The sequence below is a fragment of the Pseudomonas sp. TE3895 genome (genome assembly GCF_056278855.1).
Window position 1 is genome coordinate 361,024 of the sequence record NZ_JBWBQE010000001.1, and the last position, 24,923, is coordinate 385,946.

The following is a 24,923-nucleotide window of genomic DNA, read 5'->3' on the forward strand; positions in this document are numbered from 1 at the left end:
CGTCAACTGCGCAACAGGCTCTGCGAGCCGCTGCAGAACGCCTGCCAGGCCTGCTCCGGTGCCAGTGCCTGGCGCTGCTTCGCGGCGATCGTCGATGCACTGAGCACCGCACAGCGCTCGATCGCCTCAGCCCAGGCGCTTTCGTCGGCAACCGGCAGGTAGCCACCCGTGTCGCGCAACTGCTCGCGGAACACCTCCAGGTCGCTGCACACCACCGGTACGTCGGCCATCACCGCCTCTTGCACCACCAACCCCAGGCCTTCGGAACGCGAAGGTACCAATAGCCAGTCGAATGCCCGATACAGCTGCTGCAGGTCTTCGCGGTGACCGCGCAGATGAACGCGCTCGGCCAGGCCCAACGCGTCGATACGCTGCTGCAGCACGGCATGCTGCGGCCCCTCGCCAATGATCGCCAGCTGCAAGCCCGGTTGCCGTGCACTGGCCCTGGCGAATGCCTCGATCAGCATTTCGAAGCCTTTGCTCTCTACCAATCGCCCTACCGCACCCAGCATCACCTCGGCGCCCTGAGGCAACTTCAGCGCCTGCCTGGCCTGGTCCCGGTTCAGCAAAGGCTCGACGAATGCAAGCGGGTCGAGCGCCATGCGCAGCGTCTGCACCGGCCTGCCCAGGTCGCGCTCCAGCGACTCGGCCAACGTCTGTGATACCGCCGCGATACTCAGACGCTCGGACGGAAAACTCTGCAACAAGCGGATATCGCTGGCATGCAGGCGCGTCTTGCCATGGAACAGTACCTTGGCACGCACGTGCGTGATGCGCTGCAACAAAGGCAGCACCAACCGGGCGACACCAATACCGTCGAGCAGCACCACTTCTGCCCCGGCCTCGGCCAATGCCTTGCGCAAGCGCATGCGCAGCCACGGGCGCAGCAAGCGCCACAAGTGCCGCCCTTTGAGCGCACGCGAGGGCATATGCCATTCCCGGGTCGAACCGAGCCCACAGCAGAGCCCGCTCCCCAGCAGCAGCCAGTTACTGATCCGGGCATCGGCACCCGCGTTCGACAAGACCTGCCGGTGCACCTTGTGGATGGACATGTACGGCGTTCCACCCGCCCACATCATATTGACGATGTTCATGGGCCCTCTCCCGCTCAAGTCAGGTGGGACAGCGACTTCATTGAACAAAAATGGTGATTCCCATGCCGATCAAGGCACCCGCAACCAGCGTCAATGCCAGCTTCATCCGATCACGTTGACGGCGCTTGGCCTTACGCTCCACCTCGATAGGCAAGGTCACGTGATTGCCAAAACCAGTGTGCAATACTGCATCACCCTCCAAGGTGACCGCTGTCAGATTTAACTCAGCGTAGCGGCGGGAAAGCGCCTTTTCTCCAGCATAGGCGGCAAATGGCGCACAGCGCTGGTAATCGCTCAATCGGCGCAGCCCAGGGTTGAGCGAGAACGCCTGCCACTCGGCCTTGTCGGACAGCAGCGGATAGCACGGCACCCCGGCGATCACCTGGCGATCGCCCAAGTGGATGTACGGGCTGTGGATGGCCAGGTCGTGGGCATGGCTGCGCAACCACACCTGCAAGATGTTGGGACTGACATCCAGGATGGCCTGCGAGTCTTCGACAAAGCCTTGGCGATAGAATTGCCAGTCGTCTTCGCAGTGAAAAATGTACGGCGTCTTGACCTGGCTGTAGGCCAGGTCGATAGACGGCAACTGGCCAAGTTTGGGCCGGTTGACGAACACCTTGCAGTACGGCTTCCAGTGCGCCGGCACAGCGGCATGCACAGCATCGTCGCCAGAGTCTTCGGTGATGAATACCTCGCGAATGGGCGCGGTGTTGTAGCGATCGAAACTCTCAAGGGTGTCTTTGAGCAGATCGAACCGCCCACAACTGGTCACGACAAGCGTGACGTCACTCTCATTTGAAAAGCGCACCGGATTCCCTCCGCATTACGACTGTCGGCCTTCAACAACCCGCTCCTGGGCGTGAAAGCTCTTATTTAGATGCCCAGCTTCAGACGCAGCCGCTGCCATGCAGACAGTGGCGGATGGGGCCTGAGCGCAGGGCGCATGTGGTCGACGATGCTACGTCCAACTGCGCCGAAACTAAAACGGGAAACCGCCAGATGGCGGCCATTTTCTGCAATCTGCCGTGCTAGCTCGGGGTTGGCGCGCAAGCGACGGAGTTTTTCCTGAAGGGTCGGGATGTTGTCATAGAACACCACGTTGTGCATGTCTTGCAGGCCCAGCGCACGGTTCTCTTCCTCGCCCTGGTCGTATGCCAGCAACACACAGCCACAGGCCATGGCTTCGAAGTTCTTGATCATGTATTCGCCCATGCCGACATCGGCACTGACGAAGAAGCGAATACGGTTGAGCGTGTTGCAGTAGTCCTCGCCCGACTTGGTACGGGTTACCAGCAGGTTCTCGACCTGCCCCAACTCGTCCAGCAGTGCCTTGCGGCCACTGTAGGCCACGCTGTTGACGCTGCCGACAAAGGCCAGTTCGATATCACGCTCACGCCCTTGGTCGGCCAGCAACTGCTCGTCATAGCCCTTGGGCACGAACACCGCATCGAAACCTTCCTGGCGCAAGCGCTCGCTGACCATGTAGCCGGAGCTGATCACCCGCGCCCATGGCAACTGACGGTAATGAGCGCTGAACTTGCCGGTGTACTTGCACGGGATGTAGTTCTGGTAAGCGTCGTGCTCGAGAATCACCAGGTTCGGCACAGTGCGGATGAAGGCCACCTGGCGGATCTCCTGCTTGAAACGCAGGAAGAACACGATGCGGTCATAGCGCTCGACCTGCACCTCACGCTTGAAGTAACGGCGCAGGTTGCGCTGATCCTGGCTGGTCAGCCAGCGCAGGTCGCACTCGCAGTTGGCCGCGACGCCATCGTACAGGCGGTCAAGAATCGCCCGCTGTTCCTTCTGCACCAGAAATAGGACTTTCATTGCTTTCCTTGGGCGCTCTGCGCCTTCGCGGTCAACCATGGGGCGTGCTTACAGCTCACGCCGCCAGAACAGTTCGTGTCGGCGCACGGCCTTGCGGAAGAATTCGTTCTCCCCATAAGGCGATGGCTGTCGCCCGGCAAGCCAGCGTTGCAGCAGGCGGCGCAGGCGGCGCTTGAACGGTGCCGGCGGCTGCAGGTCGTGCATCATGCCCAAGGCCATGGCCTTGTCGCGCTGGGTCGCGCAGTCCAGCACCAGGCTGCAGGGTGCCCAGGCCTGGGCAGCGCTCAATTGCGGCGGCAAAGCCACGCCATCGCCACTGTCGCCCATCGGCCAGCGGTCGTTATCGTGCAGGTGGTTGGCGTAGCACAGCAAGGTTTGTGGCTGCCAGGTCATGCCTTGCAAGGCTTCCAATACCGCCGCCTGAGCGCAGATATGGTCCGGATGGGGGTCTAGCTGCGGGTGCGGCATCACCAGCACCTCTGGCTTGGCCCGTTCCAGCAAGGCTCGCAGGTCGGCCAGCAGGTTGTGCCAGGTGGGTGCGCCATCACGGTCGCCCGGTAACGGGAACGGGTTGAACTGGCGGAACACGCGGATATCGGCCAGGTCGGCTTCACGTGAGGCCGCCGGCTGGTCGGGGGCGGCCTGCATGGCAGGCAGCTGCAGGCAAAAGTAGCCCAGCTGTATGCAACGCGACTCCGGCACCCCGGCCCAACGCGGCACGGCGATGCTGTCCCAGGCACGCAGGCGCCCCTTCAGGCGCGCGGCCTCGGCCTTTGCAAGGCCCATCTGCTGGTAGTGCTCGGCCTCTATCTCACCGGCGGTCAGGGTCACCACCCAGCTTTCGTCGGCCTGGCTGTACAAACCATACGCGGCCAACTCGGCGTCGTCGGCATGTGGCGCGATCACCATCACTCGGCGCCGCTGCAGCTCGACCGAGGGGGTTATCCACAGGCGCAGCTGACCCTGCAGCCGGCAATGCCGGCCGCGCAGTCGCAACGTACCGGCCTGCAGTGGCGCAGCAAGGCCGGTCAGGTTAAGGAAGCGCACCCCATCGACGCCACGCTCGAACGTTTGCCGATCGGCCTGTTCGCCAGCCAGCAGCTCGACCCGAGGGTCGAGAAAGCGCCCCAACCAGCTGCTCTTTAGCCGCAGCTCAAGCACCAGGGTTTCGTCGCCCTGCAACGTGCAATCAGCCTTGAGCCAGCCATCGTGCAGGCTGGCAGGAACCTGCCGCACCTGATCGCCGAAGTCGTAGGCATAGTCCTCACCCGGTGCATAGAACAGGTGGTCGGCAAACCAGGCCTCATGGGCAGCCCAGAGCAGCGGCAACAACAGCAGTGGCAACCACCACCAACTGAATACACCGAGGGCGACCAGCGCAACCAGGCCCGCCAGCAGCCCCAGGCGTTTGTTGCGCCGGTGGCGCTTGAGCAACTGCTGCTTGCGGCTCACGCTTGATACACCGGCACAGGGTTGCACCAGCGGTCCTTGTACTCACGGTCAGCACGGCCGAATGAGAACCGCAGCGGCTTGTTGCGCGCCCGGGCGTCTTCCCAGGCGGCCTGGGTATTGAGGAAGCTCAGCACGCTGCCTGGGCTGAAGGCCTTGGTTTCAGGGTCGACACCGCCATTGATGTACTCGACGCTAATCCATTCCGGCGCTTCGACGCGGTACACCAGCTGGATGGCAATCGGTTTACCGTCCAGCAGCAGCACCGAGCCGATCAGCAGCTCGCGCAAGCGGTCCAGCACATCGGCCATACGCTCGGCACCGGTGGCAGGGAACCCCCAGCGGCGCAGGAACAGGTCGCAGTACATGCTGGCGATTTCCTGAGCACTGAAGTCGCTGATCGGGCGTACCACACCACCCGCTTCTTCCAGCAGGCGAAGTTCACGGCGCTGGTTGTAGCGGAACTTCTTCGACAGGTCTTCAGGCGCCCGGGCCATGGCCAACTGCTCCTTCTGCGCCTTCAGGCCGCTGAAGCGGCCCTGGTTCAGTTCGGACAGGTAACGCATTGTATGGCGCAACGGTGCAGCGGCATCAGACGCCGCCGGCAGAATGATCTCGGCATTACCGAGGTCGAACAGGGCCTTCTTGCCAGCACGCTTCAGCACGTCCTTGGACAGTGCCAGATGACGCCCCCAGGCCGGGATGGCGGCTTTCAGCTCGCCAGCCTGGTGCCAGCCCAGGTAACGCACCGGGATCTGTGCCAGGTCCGCCAGTTGCTCGACCACCAGCGGATGGGTGGCAACACTGCCGCCAAAGCGCGCCCATGCCTGGGCATAAGCATTGGCATCGATAGCTTGCCAACCGCGTTCGCGGAAGGCCTGGATACGATTGAGCATCAGGCCTGCCCCACCAACGCGCGCACCTGCGGGAGTTGCCAGAAGGCCTCGCGCACCGCCTGGTCAGAGAAACGCTCGCGCAGGCGCTGCAGCATGTGCCTGGCACAGGCCTGGCGCTGCTCAGCGTCCAGTACGGCCATGTGCTTCAGGCCCTGAGCCAGCTGCGCGGCGTCGCCCAGCGGGAACAGCACGCCAACGCCCTCGACCACTTCGCGGGCACCGCCACAGGCCGTGGCCAACACCGGTACACCGGCAACCATCGCTTCGAGCAGGACCATGCCGAACGGCTCGTGATCAGAACTCAACGCGAACACGTCGAACGCCTGGAAATAACGGCGCGCATCCGGTACCTGGCCAAGAAAGTCGACTTGCCCGGCAATACCAAGTTCGGCGGCCAACGCCTTGAGCTTGGCCTCCAGGCGCCCCTTGCCGAGGATTGCCAGGCGGGCGCCAGCCGGCAGCCCCGGCAATGCCTGGGCAAAACCGCGCAACAGGGTGGCCTGGTCCTTGTCCGGGTGCAGGCGCCCGACATTGCCGACGATCCACGCCTGAGCATCCAGGCCCAAGGCCTGGCGTGCGTCAGCGCGCGGCACCAGGGCTGCTTGCAGGGCGTCGATGTCGATGCGGTTGTACAGGGTCTGGATGCGTTCGGCCGGCCACTGCGGCAAGCAACGGCGCATATCGTCACGTACCGCGTCCGAAACACCCAACAGGCTCAGACGCTTGCCGAACAGGTTCGCGAACAGGCGGCGGCCTTTGCGCTGGTAGTCGCCAAAGGCATGGTGCACACCAATCACCGGCAGGCCGGTCCCCAGCAGGGCAACGTAGATCGGCTTGAAGCGATGGGCGATGCAGAAAGCGAAATTGCGCTCGGCCGCAATGCGCCGCAATGCGCGGATGGCGCCGAGTTTCAGGCCACGCACGGCCTTGGAGCTGAACTCAAGGAACAGCACCTCGTCCGACGCACAGCCAGCCGCCACCTGCGCATCGGCGGCGCCAGTGAGGAACACCGTGGTCACCTGGTACCCACGCCCCTGAAACAGGCTGGCGTACTGACGGGCGCAGTCCAGGAACGGCCCGTCATAGCCATGGCAGAACTGCAGGATGCGCGGTTCAGAGCGGCTGGTCATACGGGGCCGCGCCGTCCTTCACAACCAGGATGTCTTCCATGATCAGGTACTGCAGGTCCGAGCCGAAGAACATGTTCAGGGCATCGGTCGGCGAGCAGATCATCGGTTCGCCACGACGGTTCAGCGAGGTGTTCAGCGACACGCCGTTGCCAGTCAGGTCTTCCAGTGCCTTCATCATGTCGTAGTAGCGCGGGTTGTACTCGCGCTTGAGCACCTGGGCACGCGAAGTGCCGTCCTCGTGCACCACTTCCGGCACGCGGGTTTTCCACTCTTCAGCGACTTCGAAGGTGAAGGTCATGAACGGCGCGGGATGGTCGACCTTGATCATCTGCGGGGCGACAGTGTCGAGCATCGACGGGCAGAAAGGTCTCCAGCGTTCACGGAACTTGATCTGGTGGTTGATGCGGTCAGCCACGCCTTCCACGCTTGGGCAGCCGATGATCGATCGGCCACCCAGGGCACGCGGCCCGAACTCCATGCGGCCCTGGAACCAGGCTACCGGGTTGCCATCGACCATGATCTGGGCGATCTGCTGCGGCATGTTCTCGAGTTTGCGCCACTTTGGCTGGTTCGGGTGACGGGCGCAGGCGGCGATCACGTCTTCGTTGGAGTACGACGGGCCGAGGTAGACGTGCTCCATCTTCTCGACCGGAACGCCACGGGCGTGGGAAACATACGCAGCGGCGCCAACGGCAGTTCCGGCGTCACCGGAGGCCGGCTGGACGAACAGCTCTTTCACGTCCGGACGGGCGATGATCTTCTGGTTGAGCTTGACGTTCAGCGCACAGCCGCCGGCGAAGGCCAGCTTGCCGGTTTCACGCAGGGTGTCGCCCAGGTAATGGTCGATCATCTGCAGCGCCAGTTTCTCGAACAGCGCCTGCATGCTGGCGGCGTAATGGATGTACGGCTCGTCGGCGATGTCGCCTTCGCGCTTGGGGCCCAGCCATTCGATCAGCTTTGGCGAGAAGTAGAAGCCCTTGCCCTTCTCTTTGTAACGGCGCAGGCCGATAACGTTGGCGTACTCGGTGTTGATGACCAACTCGCCATTTTCGAAGCTGGCCAGACGCGAGAAATCATACTTGCTGGCGTCGCCATACGGCGCCATGCCCATGACCTTGAACTCGCCATCGAGCATTTCGAAGCCCAGGAACTCGGTGATGGCACCGTAAAGGCCACCCAGCGAGTCCGGGTCGAAGAATTCCTTGATCTTGTGGATCTTGCCGTTTTCGCCGTAGCCAAAGAAGGTGGTGGCGTACTCGCCCTTGCCGTCAATGCCGAGGATTGCGGTTTTTTCCTTGAAGCCCGAGCAATGATAAGCACTGGAAGCGTGGGCCAGGTGGTGCTCGACCGGCTCGATCTTGACCTTTTTCGGGTCGAAGCCCAGTTGCTCCAGGCACCAGACGATCTTCTTGCGATAGCGCTTGTAGCGACGGTTGCCCATCAGGATGGCATCGAGTGCACGATCCGGGGCGTACCAATAGCGCTTGGCATAGTGCCACCGCGCCTTGCCGAACAGGCTGATCGGGGCGAACGGGATGGCTACCACGTCGACGTCGGACGGCTTGATGCCTGCCTGTTCCAGGCAGAACTTCGCCGACTCGTAGGGCATGCGGTTCTTCGCATGCTTGTCACGCACGAAGCGCTCTTCTTCGGCGGCGGCAATCAGCTTGCCGTCAATGTACAGGGCCGCGGAAGGGTCATGGCTAAGGGCGCCGGACAGGCCAAGAATCGTCAATGCCAAGGGATTAGCCTCTTCATTCGGTAAAAATGCGCCAGCGGCCTCTTGGGCGGATGGCGGCTAAAGGGCGGGATTATAACGCAAACATTGGAGGCACACCGCCCCCTTGTAGGAGCGGGTTCACCCGCGAAGCAGGCAACGCGGTGGATGGCACCGGCGTCGCCGGTGTTCGCGGGTAAACCCGCGCCTACAGGTTTACTCGGCGATCAGCCAGTCCATGCGGTAACTGCCGGCGGTCTGTGCCAGCTCTTTGGCCAGCCATGGCAGCAGCTCCTTAAGTTCATCCTCCAGCCCCCACGGCGGGTTGGCGATGGCCAGGCCAGAGCCGTTCAGCCCCTGAGGGCTGTCCTGGTGATGCACATACAGCTCAACCCGCAACAGTTTCGGCGCGCCAGTGCTGGTCAGGTCCTGGTAATAGCGGGTCAGCGAACGCTGGTCTTTGATCGGGTACCAGATGGCCACAACCGTCTGGCGCATGCGGCCGATCGCCTCTTTCATGGCCGTGGTGCAGCGCTTGAGCTCATCGGCCTGCTCGAACGGCGGGTCGATCAGCATGATCGCGCGCTTTTCCTGCACCGGCAGCAAGGCCCGCGGCACATGCCAGCCTTCACCCAGGTGCACGGTCACGCGCGGGTCTTTTTTCATGTTTTCTTTAAGGAGCGGCCCGTCTTCGGGGTGCTTCTCGTTGAGCAGGGCGCGGTCCTGCTGGCGCATCAGGCGACGGGCCAGTTCGGGCGACCCCGGGTAGTAGCGCAGCTCGCCATCGGCATTCAGGCGCTTGATGATGCGCAGGTAGTCGTCGGCCATGGCCGGCAGGTCATCGCGATTCCACAGGCGGGCTACGCCTTCCAGGTACTCGCCGGTACGGCTTGCCTGATCGCCCTGCAGGTCGTACAGGCCGAGCCCTGCGTGGGTATCGATATAGGCGAACGGCTGCTCCTTGCGCGACATCAGGGCGATGAGGCGGGTCAGCACGATGTGTTTGAGGACGTCGGCGTGGTTGCCGGCGTGGAAGGCGTGACGATAGTTCATGGCAACTCCTGCGAAGGCGGCAAGTTTACCTTGCCTTGCAGGCGGAGTCAGGCCTGGCTGCTGATTGGCGGCACCCGCAAAGCAGGCACCGCCAATTCAACGGGTGTTACTTGTCGGCGTGATACGCCGCATCAGCTGCTTCGAAGCGCTTGACCATCGCCTGCGAAGGGCTGCCCAGCTTGCTCACCAGAACAATGGCGATGCTGGCGAACAGGAAGCCCGGGATGATTTCGTACAACCCGAGGGTGTCGAAGTTCTTCCACAGGATCACCGTCAGCGCACCCACCACGATACCGGCCAGCGCACCGTTACGGGTCATGCCTTTCCACAGCACCGAAATCAGCACCACCGGGCCGAAGGCGGCACCGAAGCCGGCCCAGGCATAGGCCACCAGGCCCAGCACGCGGTTTTCCGGGTTGGAGGCCATGGCGATGGCGATCAGGGCCACGGCCAGCACCATCAGACGGCCGACCCACACCAGTTCGACCTGCGAAGCATTCTTGCGCAGGAAGGCTTTGTAGAAGTCTTCGGTCAGGGCGCTGGAGCACACCAGCAGCTGGCAGCTCAGGGTACTCATGACTGCGGCCAGGATGGCCGACAGCAGGACACCCGCAATCCATGGGTTGAACAGGATCTTGGCCAGCTCGATGAACACACGTTCGTGGTTCTCGCTAACCGGGCCTGCCAGTTCAGGATGAGCCGAGAAGTAGGCGATGCCGAAGAAGCCAACGGCGCAGGTACCCGCCAGGCACAGGATCATCCAGGTCATGGAAATGCGGCGCGCCTTGGCGATGGACTTCACCGAATCAGCGGCCATGAAGCGCGCCAGGATATGCGGCTGGCCGAAGTAACCCAGGCCCCAGCCCATCAGCGAGATGATGCCGATGAAGGTGGCACCCTTGAGCATGTCGAAGTTCGCCGGGTTCACCGCCTCGATAGCGGCGAAGGTCTGGTCGAAGCCACCGGTGGAGATCAGCACGATTACCGGGGTCAGGATCAGCGCGAAGATCATCAGTGAAGCCTGTACGGTATCGGTCCAGCTCACCGCCAGGAAGCCACCAACGAAGGTGTAGGCGATGGTCGCCGCTGCACCAGCCCACAAAGCGGTTTCGTACGACATGCCGAAGGTGCTCTCGAACAGACGGGCACCGGCCACGATGCCGGAGGCACAGTAGATGGTGAAGAACACCAGGATGACGATGGCGGAAATGATACGCAGCAGCCCGGTATTGTCTTCGAAACGGCTGGAGAAGTAGTCCGGCAGGGTCAGCGCGTCACCGTTGTGCTCGGTCTGCACGCGCAGCCGGCCGGCCACGAACAGCCAGTTCAGGTAGGCACCCACCGTCAGACCGATGGCGATCCAGGCCTCGGACAGGCCCGCGAAGTAGATGGCACCGGGCAGGCCCATCAGCAGCCAGCCACTCATGTCGGAGGCACCGGCAGACAGCGCGGTAACCACGCTACCGAGGCTGCGACCGCCCAGAATGTAATCGGAAAGGTTGTTGGTAGCGCGATAGGCGGCGAAGCCGATCAGCACCATTGCTGCGATGTAGATCACGAAGGTGATCGTTAGTGGATTGCCCATGCGTGTGCCCTGGCGTTTGTTTTTATCATGCGCAACCACAGCGATGGCGGTTGCACCCAGGCGGCGAATGCTATGCAACAACGCAAAGAAGGTGCAACCATTTTTCTTTTGCAAGTTGCACCTGCCCGTGCATTTTCCGACAAAGCCCACTTCTTGCTCCTTTCGGGAGCAAAAAACCGCTTTTTCAGAATAAATCGCACCGAAAGCGCCCCTTTTCAGGGTATGGGAATAGCTGTCGGACGAGTTGCACCTTTCACACGAAAAAATCGGGTTGCACCTGGTTGCACCCGAATTGTCCTACAGATACTCTTGACGCCAGCTTAGGCCACAACCGTGGCAATAACGAGGATAAGAAATGGCGACTACCACCCTTGGGGTCAAACTCGACGACCCGACCCGTGAGCGACTCAAAGCAGCTGCGCAGTCCATTGACCGCACGCCGCACTGGTTGATCAAGCAAGCGATCTTCAACTACCTGGAGAAGCTCGAGGGTGGCGCCACCCTGACCGAACTCAACGGTCATGTCAGCAACCTGGCCGACGATGCCGGTGAAGTCCAGGCTGACCACAGCCACCAGTGCTTCCTCGAATTTGCCGAAAGCATCTTGCCGCAGTCGGTACTGCGCTCGGCGATCACCGCTGCCTACCGCCGACCGGAGCAGGAAGTGGTGCCGATGCTGCTGGAGCAGGCGCGCCTGAGCGCGCCACTGGCCGAGGCCACCAACAAGCTGGCCGCGGGCATTGCCGAAAAGCTGCGCAATCAGAAAAGCGCCGGCGGCCGTGCCGGTATCGTCCAGGGCCTGCTGCAGGAATTCTCGCTGTCGTCTCAGGAAGGCGTGGCGCTGATGTGCCTGGCCGAAGCCCTGCTGCGTATCCCCGACAAAGGTACCCGTGATGCGCTGATCCGCGACAAGATCAGTACCGGCAACTGGCAGCCGCATCTGGGCAACAGCCCGTCACTGTTCGTCAACGCCGCCACCTGGGGGCTGCTGCTGACCGGCAAGCTGGTCAGCACCCATAACGAAACCGGCCTCACCTCCTCGCTCACCCGCATCATCGGCAAGAGCGGCGAGCCGATGATCCGCAAGGGCGTCGACATGGCCATGCGCCTGATGGGTGAGCAGTTCGTCACCGGCGAGACCATTGCCGAAGCCCTGGCCAACGCCAGCCGTTTCGAGGCCAAAGGCTTCCGTTACTCCTACGACATGCTCGGCGAAGCCGCACTGACCGAGCACGACGCGCAGAAGTACCTGGCGTCCTACGAGCAGGCCATCCACTCGATCGGCAAGGCCTCGCATGGCCGTGGCATCTATGAAGGCCCAGGCATCTCGATCAAGCTGTCGGCACTGCACCCGCGCTACAGCCGCGCCCAGTACGAGCGCGTGATGGAAGAGCTGTACCCGCGCCTGCTGTCGCTGACCCTGCTGGCCAAGCAGTACGACATCGGCCTTAACATCGACGCCGAAGAAGCCGACCGCCTGGAGCTTTCGCTGGACCTGCTCGAACGCCTGTGCTTCGAGCCATCCCTGGCTGGCTGGAACGGCATCGGCTTCGTTATCCAGGCCTACCAGAAGCGCTGCCCGTACGTGATCGACTACGTCATCGATCTGGCCAAGCGCAGCCGCCACCGCCTGATGATCCGCCTGGTAAAAGGCGCCTACTGGGACAGCGAGATCAAGCGTGCCCAGGTCGAAGGCCTGGAAGGCTACCCGGTCTATACCCGCAAGGTGTACACCGACGTGTCCTACGTCGCCTGCGCCCGCAAGCTGCTGGCCGTGCCAGAAGCCATCTACCCACAGTTCGCCACCCACAACGCCCACACCCTGTCGGCCATCTACCACATTGCCGGGCAGAACTATTACCCGGGCCAGTACGAGTTCCAGTGCCTGCACGGCATGGGCGAGCCGCTGTACGAGCAAGTGGTCGGCAAGATTGCCGATGGCAAGCTGAACCGCCCGTGCCGCGTGTATGCACCGGTCGGCACCCATGAAACGCTGCTGGCCTACCTGGTGCGCCGCCTGCTGGAAAACGGCGCGAACACCTCGTTCGTCAACCGCATTGCCGACCACTCGATTTCCATCCAGGAACTGGTCGCCGACCCGGTGGCCAGCATCGAGCGCATGGGTACCCAGGAAGGCAGTATCGGCCTGCCGCACCCACGCATTCCCCTGCCGCGCGACCTTTATGGCACCGAACGGGCCAACTCGGCCGGTATCGACATGGCCAACGAACACCGCCTGGCATCGCTGTCCTGCGCCATGCTGGCCACCGCTCACAATGACTGGAAGGCTGCCCCGCTACTGGCCTGCGCCGCCAGCGAGAGCGCTGCCGCACCGGTGCTGAACCCGGCAGACCACCGCGACGTCGTCGGCCATGTGCAGGAGGCCACCGTTGCCGACGTGGACAACGCCATCCAGTGCGCACTGAACGCCGCACCGATCTGGCAGGCCACCCCACCCGCCGAGCGTGCTGCCATTCTGGAGCGCACCGCCGACCTGATGGAGGCCGAGATCCAGCCGCTGATGGGCCTGCTCATCCGCGAGGCCGGCAAGACCTTCGCCAACGCCATTGCCGAAGTGCGTGAAGCCGTGGACTTCCTGCGCTACTACGCGGTGCAGGCACGTAACGACTTCAGCAACGACGCCCACCGCCCACTGGGCCCGGTGGTGTGCATCAGCCCGTGGAACTTCCCGCTGGCGATCTTCACCGGCCAGGTGGCCGCAGCCCTGGCTGCCGGCAACCCGGTACTGGCCAAGCCTGCCGAGCAAACCCCGCTGATCGCCGCCCAGGCCGTGCGCCTGCTGCTGGAAGCGGGCATCCCAGAAGGCGTGCTGCAGCTGCTGCCGGGCCGCGGTGAAACCGTCGGAGCCGGCCTGGTCGGGGACGAGCGCGTCAAAGGCGTGATGTTCACCGGCTCCACTGAAGTCGCCCGCCTGCTGCAGCGCAACGTCGCTGGCCGCCTGGACAACCAGGGCCGCCCGATCCCGCTGATCGCCGAAACCGGCGGCCAGAACGCGATGATCGTCGACTCCTCGGCACTGACCGAACAGGTCGTGATCGACGTGGTGTCCTCGGCCTTCGACAGTGCCGGCCAGCGTTGCTCGGCCCTGCGCGTACTGTGCCTGCAGGAAGACTCCGCCGACCGCGTAATCGAAATGCTTAAGGGCGCCATGGCTGAAAGCCGCCTGGGCTGCCCGGACCGCCTGGCCGTGGACATCGGCCCGGTGATCGATGCCGAAGCCAAGGCTGGCATCGAGAAGCACATCCAGGGCATGCGCGAGAAAGGCCGCCCGGTCTACCAAGTCGCTATTGCCGATGCTGCCGAGATCAAGCGTGGCACCTTCGTCATGCCAACCCTGATCGAGCTGGACAGCTTCGACGAGCTGAAGCGCGAAATCTTCGGCCCCGTGCTGCACGTGGTGCGCTACAACCGCCGCAATCTGGACCAGCTGATCGAGCAGATCAACAACTCTGGCTACGGCCTGACCCTCGGCGTGCACACCCGTATCGACGAGACCATCGCCAAGGTGGTGGAAACCGCCAACGCCGGCAACATGTACGTCAACCGCAACATTGTGGGTGCAGTGGTGGGCGTGCAGCCGTTCGGTGGTGAAGGCCTGTCGGGTACCGGCCCGAAAGCCGGCGGCCCGCTGTACCTCTACCGCCTGCTGTCGACCCGCCCGGCCGACGCCATCGGCCGCCACTTCCAGCAGCAGGACGGCGAAGGCAAGCCGGATCGCACCCTGCACGAACAGCTGGTCAAGCCACTGCACGGCCTGAAGGCCTGGGCCGAGAACAACCAGCTGGCCGACCTGGCCGCGCTGTGCAGCCAGTTCGCCAGCCAGTCGCAGAGCGGCATCGCCCGCCTGCTGCCTGGCCCGACCGGCGAGCGCAACAGCTACACCATTCTGCCGCGTGAGCACGTGCTGTGCCTGGCCGACAACGAAACTGACCTGCTGGCGCAGTTCGCCGCAGTACTGGCCGTTGGCAGCTCGGCGGTGTGGGTTGACGGTGAACCGGGCAAGGCCCTGCGCGCCCGCCTGCCGCGTGAGCTACAGGCCAAGGTGAAGCTGGTCGCGGACTGGAACAAGGATGAAGTGGCGTTCGACGCCGTGATCCACCATGGCGACTCGGACCAGCTGCGCGGCGTATGCCAGCAGGTGGCCAAGCGTGCCGGGGCGATCGTTGGGGTGCACGGGCTGTCCAGCGGTGATCACCAGATTGCGCTGGAGCGCCTGGTCATCGAGCGCGCGGTGAGCGTGAACACTGCAGCGGCAGGCGGTAACGCCAGCCTGATGACCATTGGCTAAAGGCTGAGGGTTGTTGAAGAAGAAGGAGAGCCTCGGCTCTCCTTTTTTATGCGTGCATGTCCTGAAGCAGGGGCTGGACTAACAGGTGCTCACCAGAACGTGGTCATGCCAACGGTGACTTGGGTGTCTTCTGTTGTTACCGTTTATCCCCTGGAAATTCTCGGCTGCCTGGGCCGGTCCTTTCGCGGGTAAACCCGCTCCTATACACATGCACAGGCCGTCGTGTAGGAGCGGGTTCACCCGCGAAGAGGCCGGACCTGCCGGCCAATTTCTACCCGCCGTTCACCGTTGCCGCCACCACCGTATTCGCGGGTAAACCCGCGAATACACCGGATCAGTGCCGGACACAGGTCGGGGGTTGGACACAGGCCGCTGTAGGGTTTACCCGCGAAAGGACCCGTCCAGACAGACATATCAAAAAAAAAGCCTTGCAGCAGGCTTCTACCCCAGCATCGTATTGTCTTCAAGGCAAGTGGAAGCGCGGGGTGGATCGGGGACTATCCGGAGCTCCCCTCAGACAGAGCTCCGGCCAAAAATTGCTCAAACCATTGGTGAAAGCGCAATCAAAGCAAACAGCTGTGCTGCCATAAGCGCAATACCCAGCAGCATCCAAAGCCAATTGGCCAGCGTGAACTGGCTGTTGGCCTTCCCTTCTTTGTCACCCGCACCGAAATTGATGCCCTTCTGCATGAACACCAGAATGATCAGCCAAGCTGCCTGAATGGCTATGCCCGCAAAATAGGCCGGCCACAGCTGGCCTTCCAACACGACGCTGGCAACCACCCAGACAACGCAAAAACCGTAATAGCCCAGCGTGAGCCCCAGGATGGACCACGGATAGGTTTTACCTGAGTCGCGAATATGGTCATTTGCCCTTCTCAATAATGGATAGATGAAGAACACTGCAAAAGCGCTTCGCCAGAGCGGACTTACGCGCTCTCCCGTTTTCTCTCTATGCAGACTCCAACTTTGATAGAAGCAATAAACCCAGTAGAAGCCCAAGGTAAAGAAAGTCATTACACCAAATTTCATGGGTGAGACTACGAAGAAGGGAACCTGGTTGCCGTTGGCCTCAGCCAAGTCAGCGTGGTGGGCATCACTCATCTGAAACGTTTCCTTGTGAACACCAAAACGCACATTCAAGGCCAACTGATATTCGATCCGCAGCAGTCCATTTCCGATCGGGATTGTGGGAAACGTCTCTATATTGTCCCGAGCAGGCATTACACGACCTGACCTTGCGTTGGTTTCACCAATAACCGGCAGGCTTCCCGGCGTTCTCAACCCATATCACGCAAACCTATTAACCTGTCCCCAGTCTCACCACGCTCCTACACTCGCAGCATCCCGCCTCAGGACCGCCACCATGCCCGAGACCTTGCTCAGCCCCCGCAACCTCGCCTTCGAGCTCTACGAAGTCCTCGACGCCGAAGCCCTGACCCAGCGCCCGCGCTTCGCCGAGCACAGCCGTGAAACCTTCGATGCGGCACTGACCACCGCCCGCACCATCGCCGAAAAGTATTTCGCCCCGCACAACCGCAAGGCCGACGAAAACGAGCCACGCTACGTGGACGGCCGCGCGGAGCTGATCACCGAAGTGAAGCCCGCCGTCGACGCCTTCCTCGAAGCCGGTTTCCTCAACGCCAACCGCGATTTCGAAGTGGGCGGCATGCAATTGCCCAGCCTGGTCTCGCAAGCCTGCTTCGCCCACTTCCAGGCCGCCAACGCTGGCACCACGGCCTACCCATTCCTGACCATGGGCGCGGCCAACCTGATCGAGAGCTTCGGCACTGAAGAGCAGAAGCGCCTGTTCCTGCAGCCGATGATCGAGGGCCGCTACTTCGGCACCATGGCGCTGACCGAACCCCACGCCGGCTCGTCGCTGGCCGACATCCGTACCCGCGCCGAACCAGCAGGCGACGGCAGCTACCGGCTCAAAGGCAACAAGATCTTCATTTCCGGCGGCGACCACGAACTGTCGGAAAACATCGTGCACATGGTGCTGGCCAAGCTTCCGGACGCCCCGCCCGGGGTCAAGGGCATCTCGCTGTTCATCGTGCCCAAGTACCACGTAAACCCGGACGGCAGCCGCGGCCCGCGCAACGATGTGCTGCTGGCCGGGCTGTTCCACAAGATGGGCTGGCGCGGCACCACCTCGACCGCGCTGAACTTCGGCGACAATGGCCAGTGCGTCGGCTATCTGGTCGGCCAGCCGCACCAGGGCCTGGCCTGCATGTTCCAGATGATGAACGAGGCGCGGATAGGCGTAGGCATGGGCGCGGTGATGCTGGGTTACGCCGGCTACCTTTACTCCCTGGAATACGCTCGCCAGCGGCCGCAAGGCCGGCTGCCGGACAGCAAAGACCCGCTCAGCCCGGCAGTACCGATCATCGCGCACACCGATGTGAAACGAATGCTGCTGGCACAAAAGGCTTATGTAGAAGGCGCCTTCGACCTGGGCCTGTACGCAGCGCGCCTGTTCGACGATACCCAGACCGCCGACGACGAAACGTCGCGCAACCAAGCGCAGGCGCTGCTCGACCTACTGACCCCGGTCGTCAAGTCCTGGCCTTCGACGTTCTGCCTCAAGGCCAACGAACTGGCAATCCAGATTCTCGGTGGCCACGGCTACACCCGCGAATACCCGGTAGAGCAGTACTACCGGGACAACCGCCTGAACCCGATCCACGAGGGTACAGAAGGCATCCAATCGCTCGACCTGCTCGGTCGCAAGCTGGCCCAGAACCAAGGTGCCGGGCTCAAGCAACTGATCCGCCTGATCGCCACAACCGGCGAGCGTGCAAGCCACCACCCTGAACTCGACCCACTGCGCCAGCCGCTGGAGCAACTGGTCAACCGCCTGCAGGGCGTCACACTGGCCCTGCTAGGCGACATGGCCCAAGGGAAGGTCGCGGGCGCCCTGGCGAACTCGGCCTTGTACCTCAAGGCCTTCGGCCACTGCGTGATCGGCTGGCGCTGGCTGGAACAGGCCATTTACGCCGAGCTTGGCCTGCAGAAAGGTCACCCTGCCGATCGCGACTTCTATCAGGGCAAGCTGCAGGCCGCGCGTTATTTCCTGACCTGGGAAGTACCGGGCTGCCACCACGAATTGGCTCTGCTCGAGGCGCGCGACAACGCCTGCCTGATCATGCAAGAAGAGTGGTTCTAAGGGGTGCCTCCATGTTCGACGCCCGCTGCCCGCCCCGACCTGCGTGGGTTACGAGTAATAGCGAGGCCTGTCGCGACTACTGCGATGCCCACATAGGTCGTCCAGTGGATAGCGTCGCCGAACATCAGCGCGGCCCACAGCAGCGTGACAGGAGGCTCCAGATAAACCAGCGCCGACACGCGGGTCGCCGACAGCTTTGTCAGCAATATCCAAAGGCTCAAGTAGGCGATGAAAGTCGAGAAGAACGTCAGCCAGGCAACTGCCGCCCACACCTGCGTACTGGCAGGCACTTCGATCAAGCCCAGCGGCAAGCCTGTGGCAGTGAGCAATACCAGCGTCGCAGTGGACTGCAGAAACAGCGGCATCAGCAAGCCATCCTTGCTGTGGTCTGTTGCCATGACCGATTGCCGCCGCTGATAGAGAGTGGCGATGGACAGCGTGATCGCGGCGATCAGCGGCAGCGCGTACAGCCAGAGGTCCAGCCGGGTGGTGGAGAGGTTGTACTCACCGAAAATAACCACGCTCACGCCAGCAAAGCCAACCCCAAGCCCCACCCACTCCTGGCGGCCGCTGCGTTCATGCTGGCCCCTGTTGCTCATGGATGCCGTGATCAATGGCTGGAGCGCACAGATGATGGCGGCTATTCCTGCCGGCAGCCCGCCCCGTATGGCGATATATACGCTGACCAGATAAGCGAACTGGGCTAAAAAGCCTATCACCGTGTTGTAGCGCACCTGCGCCCACGACAGCGTACGCAAGCGATGCACCACGAAAGGCAGCAGGCAGATGCTGACCAGCAGAAACCGCCAGAACAGCAGGTTTATTGCGCCAGCTTCCTCCGTGCCCAGGCGGGCACCAATGAAGCCTGAGCTCCACGAAAGAACAAAGATGACTTGCAGCAGAATCAGGTATGGCGCACTGCTTGGCATGATCACGCCCCTGTGTTGTGCAGTTCCTCGAACGTGATCGGCTCGATACCGATACGTGCATATTGTCGGGCGGCCGACCGCTGCAAGGCCCAGTGCAACCCCAGCCAGTTGGGGATGGTCGTCGCAATGCCATCGTCGGAGGCCAGGTGCCAGAAGCGGTTGGAATCGTCACTGAAGCAGGGGCAGTGGAAGGACAGCACCAGCGACATGCGTCGGCCACTGAGGACAGGGCGAACACCGTGGAACAATCGACTGCCGTAGATGAACAAGGCATCACCCGGCTGGTCCAGCCGGGCGGTTTCAAAAGTTCGGTAATCCAGGGCGTCAAAGGTATCGACGGTACCGTTATGAAACAGGAACTCTCCCCCGCTGTAGTCGGAGCGATCCGACAGCACGATGTTCAACACATAGTTGGTGCCGTCTGTGTGCCACATACCCAGTTGCTGCTGTTGCTCGGCTGGCTTCGGATAGAAGTAGTTGATCTGCGAGCGGGCATTAAGCACGGGGTAAGGTACAAGCGGCACGCCCGCAATACGCGAGACCGCCAGCAGGAATGCGCGGCTGCACATCATGTCGTTGAGAAACGGCGACAGTGCGGTCACCCCTCGCGTACGCCGGGATATGATCCAGTCACTGTCCCCGGCCCCCTGCTCCAGATGAGAACAGATGTCTTGCAACACCGCGACACCCTCGGCAGTGAACAAGCGTTGGACCACTGCCACCCCGGTGATGGTATCCACCGCAATTTCTTTGTGCGGGCTGTGAGCATAGCCCAGCTGATCAAGTGTCCTGGTGCCGCTGACGTTGCAGCCTTGACTTAGCAGGTCGTCACGCCAGGCTGGCTGCTCGCCCAACCAGGTCGGTGAAGACCTTGGTGCGCGTTTCAACGTCGACTTGAGTGCCAGCTTCACGCGGCCAAAGCCGCGTTCGAAAAGGGGTAAGCTGTCTGAGTGATTCATGATCTGTGTGTCCCCGTGAAGTTGCTACTGGAGGTACTTCGCGATCTGGTAGCGCACCGAGCCATCGCCACTGGCGAACTCGTCCACCACACGGCAGTTGCAGTGCCGGGCGCCTCTGAAAAGATGGAGGTGTAATCCCCTGCCAGTTACCGATCAGCCTGTTCGTACTCACTGGCAGCTCATTGCACGTCTCGAAACCGAACAAAGTGATGAGGCTCAGCTCCTGATGGTGAAGCAAAGTCTCTTGGGCCACTGTGAGGTCGATGTAATAGGCGCTGAAATTTTTGCGCCGAACACATGGCGGCCCTGATGCACCTTGAACATAGGCCTCACTGCTTCATCCCCAACTCAGCATCGTCCATCAGCGCCTTGGCCATCGCGCTCAGATAGTGGGCAGCCCAGATCATCATCGGCTTTTCATCCATCAACCCAGTGATCGTCAGTTCGCGCACATAGCCCATCAATTCAGAAGACTGCTCGCGGGCGTCCCTACACGGGATGCCGGGCTCGATGCGGAACAGTGGGTGGGCGCCGTTTTCGCCTTGGTAGAAGGTAGTCTTGCCGGCGGTCAATTGCGTGTCTTCTATTGTCATTGCTCAAATTCCCTGGAATTTATCGATTCCCTGTGCGGCGCTTTCGCCGGTAAACCCGCTTCAAAGTCCACCGCAAGCCATGGCAGGGGATGAGCGTTGTAGAAGTGGGTTTACCCGCGAAAAGGTCCGCTCAGGCAACACATCACTAGCCTCGATGAAAAGTCCAAAACTCAGCAGACACCTGTAGCCGAATCGATGTCGACTCCAGCCGGGCCTGTTACTCATCCGTATCATTCCATTGCATTTTCGAGGGGCAACCGTGCTGTAGCCACACAGTAGGAGGGGGTATAAAGCCTGTACAGTTGATTAAATCGAAGTGCTGGTTCGATCCGACCAAATCAGGTGGTTACATGGGTAAAGCCCTCGACATAGACGTATTGAGAACCTTCCAGGCAGTCGCCCGGCTTGGCCGCTTCAAGGATGCAGCCGACTATGTACACCGCAGCCCATCGGCAGTGACGACGCAGATCCAGAAGCTGGAGGAGAAGGTCGGCCAACAATTGTTTGCCCGTAGCAACCAGTCGGTGGAGCTGACCCCGGCAGGCCGGCACTTGCTGGGTGAGGCAACCCGCTTCCTGATGGCCCATGACCGGCTGCTTGCTACGCTGTCGTCGCAGCAGATCACTGGCAAGGTCCGCCTGGGTGTACCGGACGGCTATGCCGCCAACCTCATGAGCGATTTTTTACCGGTGTTCGTCGCCAGCAACCCGAAACTGGAACTGGAAGCGGTGGCATGCTCCAGCGCAGAACTCATCGACCTGTTTGCGCGACAACGACTGGACCTGGCAGTGGCGGTCAGCAGTGAACACTGGCAGCAAGGTGAATGGCTTCGCACCACCCAGCCGCGCTGGGCCGCTGCGCCTGGGTTCGAGTACGATGCCAGTCGCCCCTTGCCGCTGGCACTGCAGCTGAAGGGCTGCCCATATCGAGAAGCGGCCCTGCAGGCGTTGAAGGCTCACGGCATTGCCTACCGTATCCTGCTTGAAAGCGCCAACTGGCATGCGGTGCTGGCATGCATGCGCAGTGGCCTGGCCGTCGGCATTGTCGAAGGGCTGGACAGCGGCGATACATCGCTCGCGTTCATGGAAGGGAGGGGCCTGCCCGCCCTCCCCGAGCATCACCTTTACCTGCTGACGGATACCTCCCACCATGTCGCGTTGCAACTGAACGAAATGTTGAAAGCCGCCATTCAGAAAGATGGGCTGTCAGCAACCGGCGTTATTTCCTGACCTGGGAAGTACCGGGCTGCCATAATGAGCTGGCATTGCTCGAGGCACACGACGATACCTGCCTCGGCATGCAAGACGGGTGGTTCTAGGGGGAGCCACCGTGTACACGGAGGCATCCGCATGTTCGATTCCAGCACCCTGCTGCGCCAGCGCTTTGCTGCGCTGCGCAGTACGGCCGAGTTGTTTTCCCTGCGCCATGTGAAACAGTCGCACCAGGCGCTTTCGGTTCGCCGCAACGTCGCCGAACCACCCTTCTTCAGCCAGGATGAGGGCGCCATGCTCACCGTGCGGGTCAATGGCGTGGAGGCCTACGCTGCCACCGCCGACCTGTCCCAGGCTGGCCTGCAGCGCGCCCTTGAGCAAGCCGAGGCGCTGGCGCGGCAGATCGCCCGGCACAGCCTGCTGGACCTGCGCGAACAAGCCGTGACCAGCGCACGCCACGACCATGTTTCGCCCAACTTCGACCAACCCGTGCCCAGCCTCGCCGACTGCCTTGGCCTGCTCGCCGCCGAATCGGCCAGCGTGCCCAAGGACAGCCGTTTGGTGGACTGGCAGGCCAGCCTGGGGCTGAGCCTGGTCGAGCAAACCTACCTGAACTCGGCCGGCGCCGAACTGCGCCATGCCCAGCGCTTCCTGTTCCCGGGCCTGGGGGTGACCGCCAGCGACGGCCAGGACAGCCAAAGCCGCAGCCTGGGCCGCGACAACTTCGGCCAACAGGGTGGTTTCGAGATCATCGAGCGCTGCGGCCTGGTCGGCGCGGCCAGCCGGGTGGCCGACGAAGCACTGCAACTGCTGCTGGCACCGAACACCCCCAGTGGCCCGCGCGACCTGCTGTTGATGCCGGACCAGATGATGCTGCAGATTCACGAATCCATCGGCCACCCGCTGGAGATGGACCGCATTCTCGGCGACGAGCGCAACTACGCCGGCACCAGCTTCGTCAAAACCAGCGACTTCGGCCACCTGCAGTACGGCTCCAGCCTGCTGAACGTGACCTTCGACCCGACCATTGGCGAAGAGCTGGCCAGCTACAGTCATGACGACGACGGCACCCCGGCCAGCAAAGCGTTCCTGATACGCGACGGCCTGCTGCTGCGCCCGCTGGGTGGCGCGCTGTCGCAGTTCCGCTCTGGCCTGGACGGCGTGGCCAACAGCCGTGCCTGCGGCTGGAACCGCGCGCCGATCGACCGCATGGCCAACCTCAACATCGAGCCGGGCGACCAGTCTTTCGAGCAACTGATCGGAGGCATCGAGCACGGCATCCTGATGCGTACCAACCGTTCCTGGTCCATCGACGATGCACGCAACAAGTTCCAGTTCGGCTGCGAATGGGGCCAGTTGATTGAAAATGGCGAGCTCAAGGGCATCGTCAAGAACCCCAACTACCGCGGCATCTCCGCGCAGTTCTGGCGCAACCTGTCGGCGGTTGGCGACCACAGTACCTTCCAGGTGCTGGGCACGCCCAACTGTGGCAAGGGCGAACCCAATCAGGTGGTGCGGGTCGGCCACGCCTCGCCGGCCTGTGTGTTCCGCCAGATCGATGTATTCGGAGGAGACGCGTGATGAAACAGGCTTTCGAAACCCTGGTCGGGGAGGTGCGCACCGCCCTTCAGGCGGGCGAGCAGTTCACCCTCGGTTACAGTGCCGAGCAATCGCAGTTCGTGCGTTTCAACCATGCCAAGGTGCGCCAGGCCGGCGAAGTTAGCCAGGCCAGCGCGCAACTGCGACTGGTGCGCGATGGGCGCCAGGCGGAACAGCAGGTGACCTTGAGTGGCGACGTGCAACTGGATCGCGAGCGCCTGAACGTTGCGCTCGAGCAGCTGCGCCAGACCTTGCCGCTGCTGGCACTCGACCCTTACCTGCGCCTGGACGAAAATGCCTGGCACAGCCATAGCCTGCAGAAACACCCCCTGCCCGCACTGAACGAAGTACTGGCCCTGCTCGAGCGTGAAGCAGGCGACCTGGACCTGGTCGGCATCTACGCCGCCGGCCCGGTCTGCCGTGGTTTCGCCAGCTCGTTCGGCGCCTTCGGCTGGCACCAGGCCAACAGTTTCAACGTCGACTGGAGCCTATTCCACGATAATGGCCAGGCAGTGAAGGCCAACTATGCCGGCCAGGTCTGGAGTGCCGACGACTTCGCCGCACGCCTGCGCCAAGCACGAGAGCAGCTGGGTTTCCTCGGCCGCCCGGCAGTTACCCTCAAGCCCGGCACCTACCGCGCCTACCTTGCACCTGCGGCCATGGACGAAGTCGCCGGCATGTTGTGCTGGGGCGGCTTTTCCGCGCAGGCCCTGGCCACTGGCAACAGCGCTCTGCAGCGCCTGTACAATGGCGATGCACGGCTTAGCCCGCTGGTCAGTTTTACCGAGCAGGTCAGCGGCTCGCTTAGCCCGGCATTTTCCGATGAAGGTGCGCCGCGCCTGGATGTGCCGCTGATCCAGCAAGGCGAGGCCCGGCAGCGGTTGATCAGTGCGCGCAGTGCGGCCGAGTTCGAGCTGCAGGCCAATGGCGCCGACGGCTACGAGTCGCCCTGTGCGCTCAGCCTGGCGCCGGGCAGTCTGGCCAGTGCGCAGATCCTTGAGCGTCTAGGCACCGGGCTGTACATCAGCAACCTGTGGTACCTGAACTACTCGGACCTGCCAGCGGCGCGCATGACCGGGCTGACCCGCTTCGCCACTTTCTGGGTAGAAGATGGGCAGATTCAGGGGCCGGTGAGTACCATGCGCTTCGATGACAGCCTGTACAGCTTGCTGGGCAGCCAGCTGGAGGACCTGACCCAGGAGCGCGAGATGATTCTGTCGACCAGTACTTATGGACAGCGCAGTACCGGGTCGAGTCATTTGCCCGGAGCACTGGTCAAAGGCCTGACCCTGACATTGTGACTGGACTTGCCGGCCCTTTCGCGGCTAAAGCCGCACCTACAAGGAACGCGTAACCCTTGTAGGAGCGGCTTTAGCCGCGAAAGGGCCGGCACTGAC

The 24,923-nt window shown here is 62.4% G+C and carries 18 protein-coding genes and 1 pseudogene; 6 read left to right on the top strand and 13 right to left on the bottom strand.

Annotated features, from left to right (window positions below; translation table 11 throughout):
- Positions 1-2 precede the first annotated feature (2 nt).
- The 9 genes from ACZ889_RS01610 to putP all read right to left on the bottom strand — a co-directional run bounded on the left by ACZ889_RS01610 (position 3) and on the right by putP (position 10,757).
- Positions 3-1,094 carry a glycosyltransferase gene (locus ACZ889_RS01610; RefSeq protein WP_003249442.1) on the bottom strand — a complete coding sequence of 364 codons (1,092 nt, stop codon included), beginning with the start codon at positions 1,092-1,094 and terminating at the stop codon, positions 3-5.
- A gap of 37 nt (positions 1,095-1,131) precedes the next feature.
- Positions 1,132-1,905, bottom strand: a complete 774-nt coding sequence (locus ACZ889_RS01615; RefSeq protein ID WP_054830858.1) for a glycosyltransferase family 2 protein — start codon at positions 1,903-1,905, stop codon at positions 1,132-1,134.
- A gap of 65 nt (positions 1,906-1,970) precedes the next feature.
- Positions 1,971-2,927, bottom strand: coding sequence for a glycosyltransferase family protein (locus ACZ889_RS01620; protein ID WP_003249439.1), 957 nt, complete (start codon positions 2,925-2,927; stop codon positions 1,971-1,973).
- Positions 2,928-2,975: 48 nt separating this feature from the next.
- The gene (locus ACZ889_RS01625) at positions 2,976-4,379 is read right to left on the bottom strand and encodes a PIG-L deacetylase family protein (protein ID WP_476257138.1); all 1,404 of its coding nucleotides are present in this window, start codon (positions 4,377-4,379) and stop codon (positions 2,976-2,978) included.
- On the bottom strand, positions 4,376-5,272 hold the full coding sequence (locus tag ACZ889_RS01630) for an antimicrobial resistance protein Mig-14 (RefSeq protein ID WP_180689169.1): 897 nt from the start codon (positions 5,270-5,272) through the stop codon (positions 4,376-4,378). Before ACZ889_RS01630 ends, ACZ889_RS01625 begins: the two co-directional genes overlap by 4 nt.
- Positions 5,272-6,402 carry a glycosyltransferase gene (locus tag ACZ889_RS01635; protein ID WP_047604647.1) on the bottom strand — a complete coding sequence of 377 codons (1,131 nt, stop codon included), beginning with the start codon at positions 6,400-6,402 and terminating at the stop codon, positions 5,272-5,274. The genes ACZ889_RS01630 and ACZ889_RS01635 overlap by 1 nt, the downstream gene beginning before the upstream one ends.
- The gene (locus tag ACZ889_RS01640) at positions 6,386-8,143 is read right to left on the bottom strand and encodes a carbamoyltransferase family protein (protein ID WP_003249431.1); all 1,758 of its coding nucleotides are present in this window, start codon (positions 8,141-8,143) and stop codon (positions 6,386-6,388) included. Before ACZ889_RS01640 ends, ACZ889_RS01635 begins: the two co-directional genes overlap by 17 nt.
- A 192-nt stretch (positions 8,144-8,335) precedes the next feature.
- Complete coding sequence (locus ACZ889_RS01645; protein ID WP_003249430.1) at positions 8,336-9,172, bottom strand: 23S rRNA (adenine(2030)-N(6))-methyltransferase RlmJ; 837 nt, start codon at positions 9,170-9,172, stop codon at positions 8,336-8,338.
- 106 nt (positions 9,173-9,278) lie between these two features.
- Positions 9,279-10,757 carry a sodium/proline symporter PutP gene (putP, locus tag ACZ889_RS01650; RefSeq protein WP_003249420.1) on the bottom strand — a complete coding sequence of 493 codons (1,479 nt, stop codon included), beginning with the start codon at positions 10,755-10,757 and terminating at the stop codon, positions 9,279-9,281.
- 355 nt (positions 10,758-11,112) lie between these two features.
- Here putP and putA point away from each other — a divergent pair, with 355 nt between their 5' ends.
- Entirely contained in the window at positions 11,113-15,066 is a 3,954-nt protein-coding gene (gene putA / locus ACZ889_RS01655) for a trifunctional transcriptional regulator/proline dehydrogenase/L-glutamate gamma-semialdehyde dehydrogenase (RefSeq protein WP_003249419.1), read from the top strand.
- Positions 15,067-15,606: 540 nt separating this feature from the next.
- Here the strand turns inward: putA and ACZ889_RS01660 are convergent.
- Positions 15,607-16,290, bottom strand: a complete 684-nt coding sequence (locus ACZ889_RS01660; protein ID WP_476257139.1) for a hypothetical protein — start codon at positions 16,288-16,290, stop codon at positions 15,607-15,609.
- A 142-nt stretch (positions 16,291-16,432) separates the two neighbouring features.
- Here ACZ889_RS01660 and ACZ889_RS01665 point away from each other — a divergent pair, with 142 nt between their 5' ends.
- A complete protein-coding gene (locus ACZ889_RS01665; protein ID WP_476257140.1) occupies positions 16,433-18,235 on the top strand; it encodes an acyl-CoA dehydrogenase in 1,803 nt (600 codons plus the stop codon).
- Here the strand turns inward: ACZ889_RS01665 and ACZ889_RS01670 are convergent.
- The 3 genes from ACZ889_RS01670 to ACZ889_RS01680 form a co-directional block, all read right to left on the bottom strand.
- Positions 18,232-19,164: a DMT family transporter gene (locus tag ACZ889_RS01670; protein ID WP_180689167.1), complete on the bottom strand. Its 933-nt coding sequence runs from the start codon at positions 19,162-19,164 to the stop codon at positions 18,232-18,234. The genes ACZ889_RS01665 and ACZ889_RS01670 overlap by 4 nt on opposite strands.
- 2 nt (positions 19,165-19,166) lie before the next feature.
- Positions 19,167-20,123, bottom strand: coding sequence for a 2OG-Fe(II) oxygenase family protein (locus ACZ889_RS01675; RefSeq protein ID WP_180689166.1), 957 nt, complete (start codon positions 20,121-20,123; stop codon positions 19,167-19,169).
- A gap of 329 nt (positions 20,124-20,452) precedes the next feature.
- Positions 20,453-20,716 carry a DUF3077 domain-containing protein gene (locus tag ACZ889_RS01680; RefSeq protein ID WP_180689165.1) on the bottom strand — a complete coding sequence of 88 codons (264 nt, stop codon included), beginning with the start codon at positions 20,714-20,716 and terminating at the stop codon, positions 20,453-20,455.
- A 350-nt stretch (positions 20,717-21,066) separates the two neighbouring features.
- Here ACZ889_RS01680 and ACZ889_RS01685 point away from each other — a divergent pair, with 350 nt between their 5' ends.
- The 4 genes and pseudogenes from ACZ889_RS01685 to ACZ889_RS01700 all read left to right on the top strand — a co-directional run bounded on the left by ACZ889_RS01685 (position 21,067) and on the right by ACZ889_RS01700 (position 24,827).
- Complete coding sequence (locus tag ACZ889_RS01685) at positions 21,067-21,945, top strand: LysR family transcriptional regulator (protein WP_180689164.1); 879 nt, start codon at positions 21,067-21,069, stop codon at positions 21,943-21,945.
- A pseudogene (locus ACZ889_RS01690) lies at positions 21,933-22,034 on the top strand (hypothetical protein); the annotation flags it as partial. The gene ACZ889_RS01685 and the pseudogene ACZ889_RS01690, both read left to right, overlap by 13 nt.
- A 31-nt stretch (positions 22,035-22,065) precedes the next feature.
- Positions 22,066-23,508, top strand: a complete 1,443-nt coding sequence (locus ACZ889_RS01695; RefSeq protein WP_180689163.1) for a TldD/PmbA family protein — start codon at positions 22,066-22,068, stop codon at positions 23,506-23,508.
- Entirely contained in the window at positions 23,508-24,827 is a 1,320-nt protein-coding gene (locus ACZ889_RS01700) for a TldD/PmbA family protein (protein WP_435653003.1), read from the top strand. The genes ACZ889_RS01695 and ACZ889_RS01700 overlap by 1 nt, the downstream gene beginning before the upstream one ends.
- Positions 24,828-24,923: the final 96 nt, after the last annotated feature.

Bases quoted from the DNA above. Each gene is read 5' to 3' on its own strand.
- ACZ889_RS01610 (WP_003249442.1), bottom strand. From the start codon at position 1,094: ATGAACATCGTCAATATGATGTGGGCGGGTGGAACGCCGTACATGTCC.
- ACZ889_RS01685 (WP_180689164.1), top strand. From the start codon at position 21,067: ATGGGTAAAGCCCTCGACATAGACGTATTGAGAACCTTCCAGGCAGTC.
- ACZ889_RS01645 (WP_003249430.1), bottom strand. From the start codon at position 9,172: ATGAACTATCGTCACGCCTTCCACGCCGGCAACCACGCCGACGTCCTC.
- putA (WP_003249419.1), top strand. From the start codon at position 11,113: ATGGCGACTACCACCCTTGGGGTCAAACTCGACGACCCGACCCGTGAG.
- ACZ889_RS01620 (WP_003249439.1), bottom strand. From the start codon at position 2,927: ATGAAAGTCCTATTTCTGGTGCAGAAGGAACAGCGGGCGATTCTTGAC.
- ACZ889_RS01670 (WP_180689167.1), bottom strand. From the start codon at position 19,164: ATGCCAAGCAGTGCGCCATACCTGATTCTGCTGCAAGTCATCTTTGTT.
- ACZ889_RS01635 (WP_047604647.1), bottom strand. From the start codon at position 6,402: ATGACCAGCCGCTCTGAACCGCGCATCCTGCAGTTCTGCCATGGCTAT.
- ACZ889_RS01695 (WP_180689163.1), top strand. From the start codon at position 22,066: ATGTTCGATTCCAGCACCCTGCTGCGCCAGCGCTTTGCTGCGCTGCGC.
- ACZ889_RS01700 (WP_435653003.1), top strand. From the start codon at position 23,508: ATGAAACAGGCTTTCGAAACCCTGGTCGGGGAGGTGCGCACCGCCCTT.
- ACZ889_RS01675 (WP_180689166.1), bottom strand. From the start codon at position 20,123: ATGAATCACTCAGACAGCTTACCCCTTTTCGAACGCGGCTTTGGCCGC.
- ACZ889_RS01680 (WP_180689165.1), bottom strand. From the start codon at position 20,716: ATGACAATAGAAGACACGCAATTGACCGCCGGCAAGACTACCTTCTAC.
- putP (WP_003249420.1), bottom strand. From the start codon at position 10,757: ATGGGCAATCCACTAACGATCACCTTCGTGATCTACATCGCAGCAATG.
- ACZ889_RS01630 (WP_180689169.1), bottom strand. From the start codon at position 5,272: ATGCTCAATCGTATCCAGGCCTTCCGCGAACGCGGTTGGCAAGCTATC.
- ACZ889_RS01660 (WP_476257139.1), bottom strand. From the start codon at position 16,290: ATGCCTGCTCGGGACAATATAGAGACGTTTCCCACAATCCCGATCGGA.
- ACZ889_RS01665 (WP_476257140.1), top strand. From the start codon at position 16,433: ATGCCCGAGACCTTGCTCAGCCCCCGCAACCTCGCCTTCGAGCTCTAC.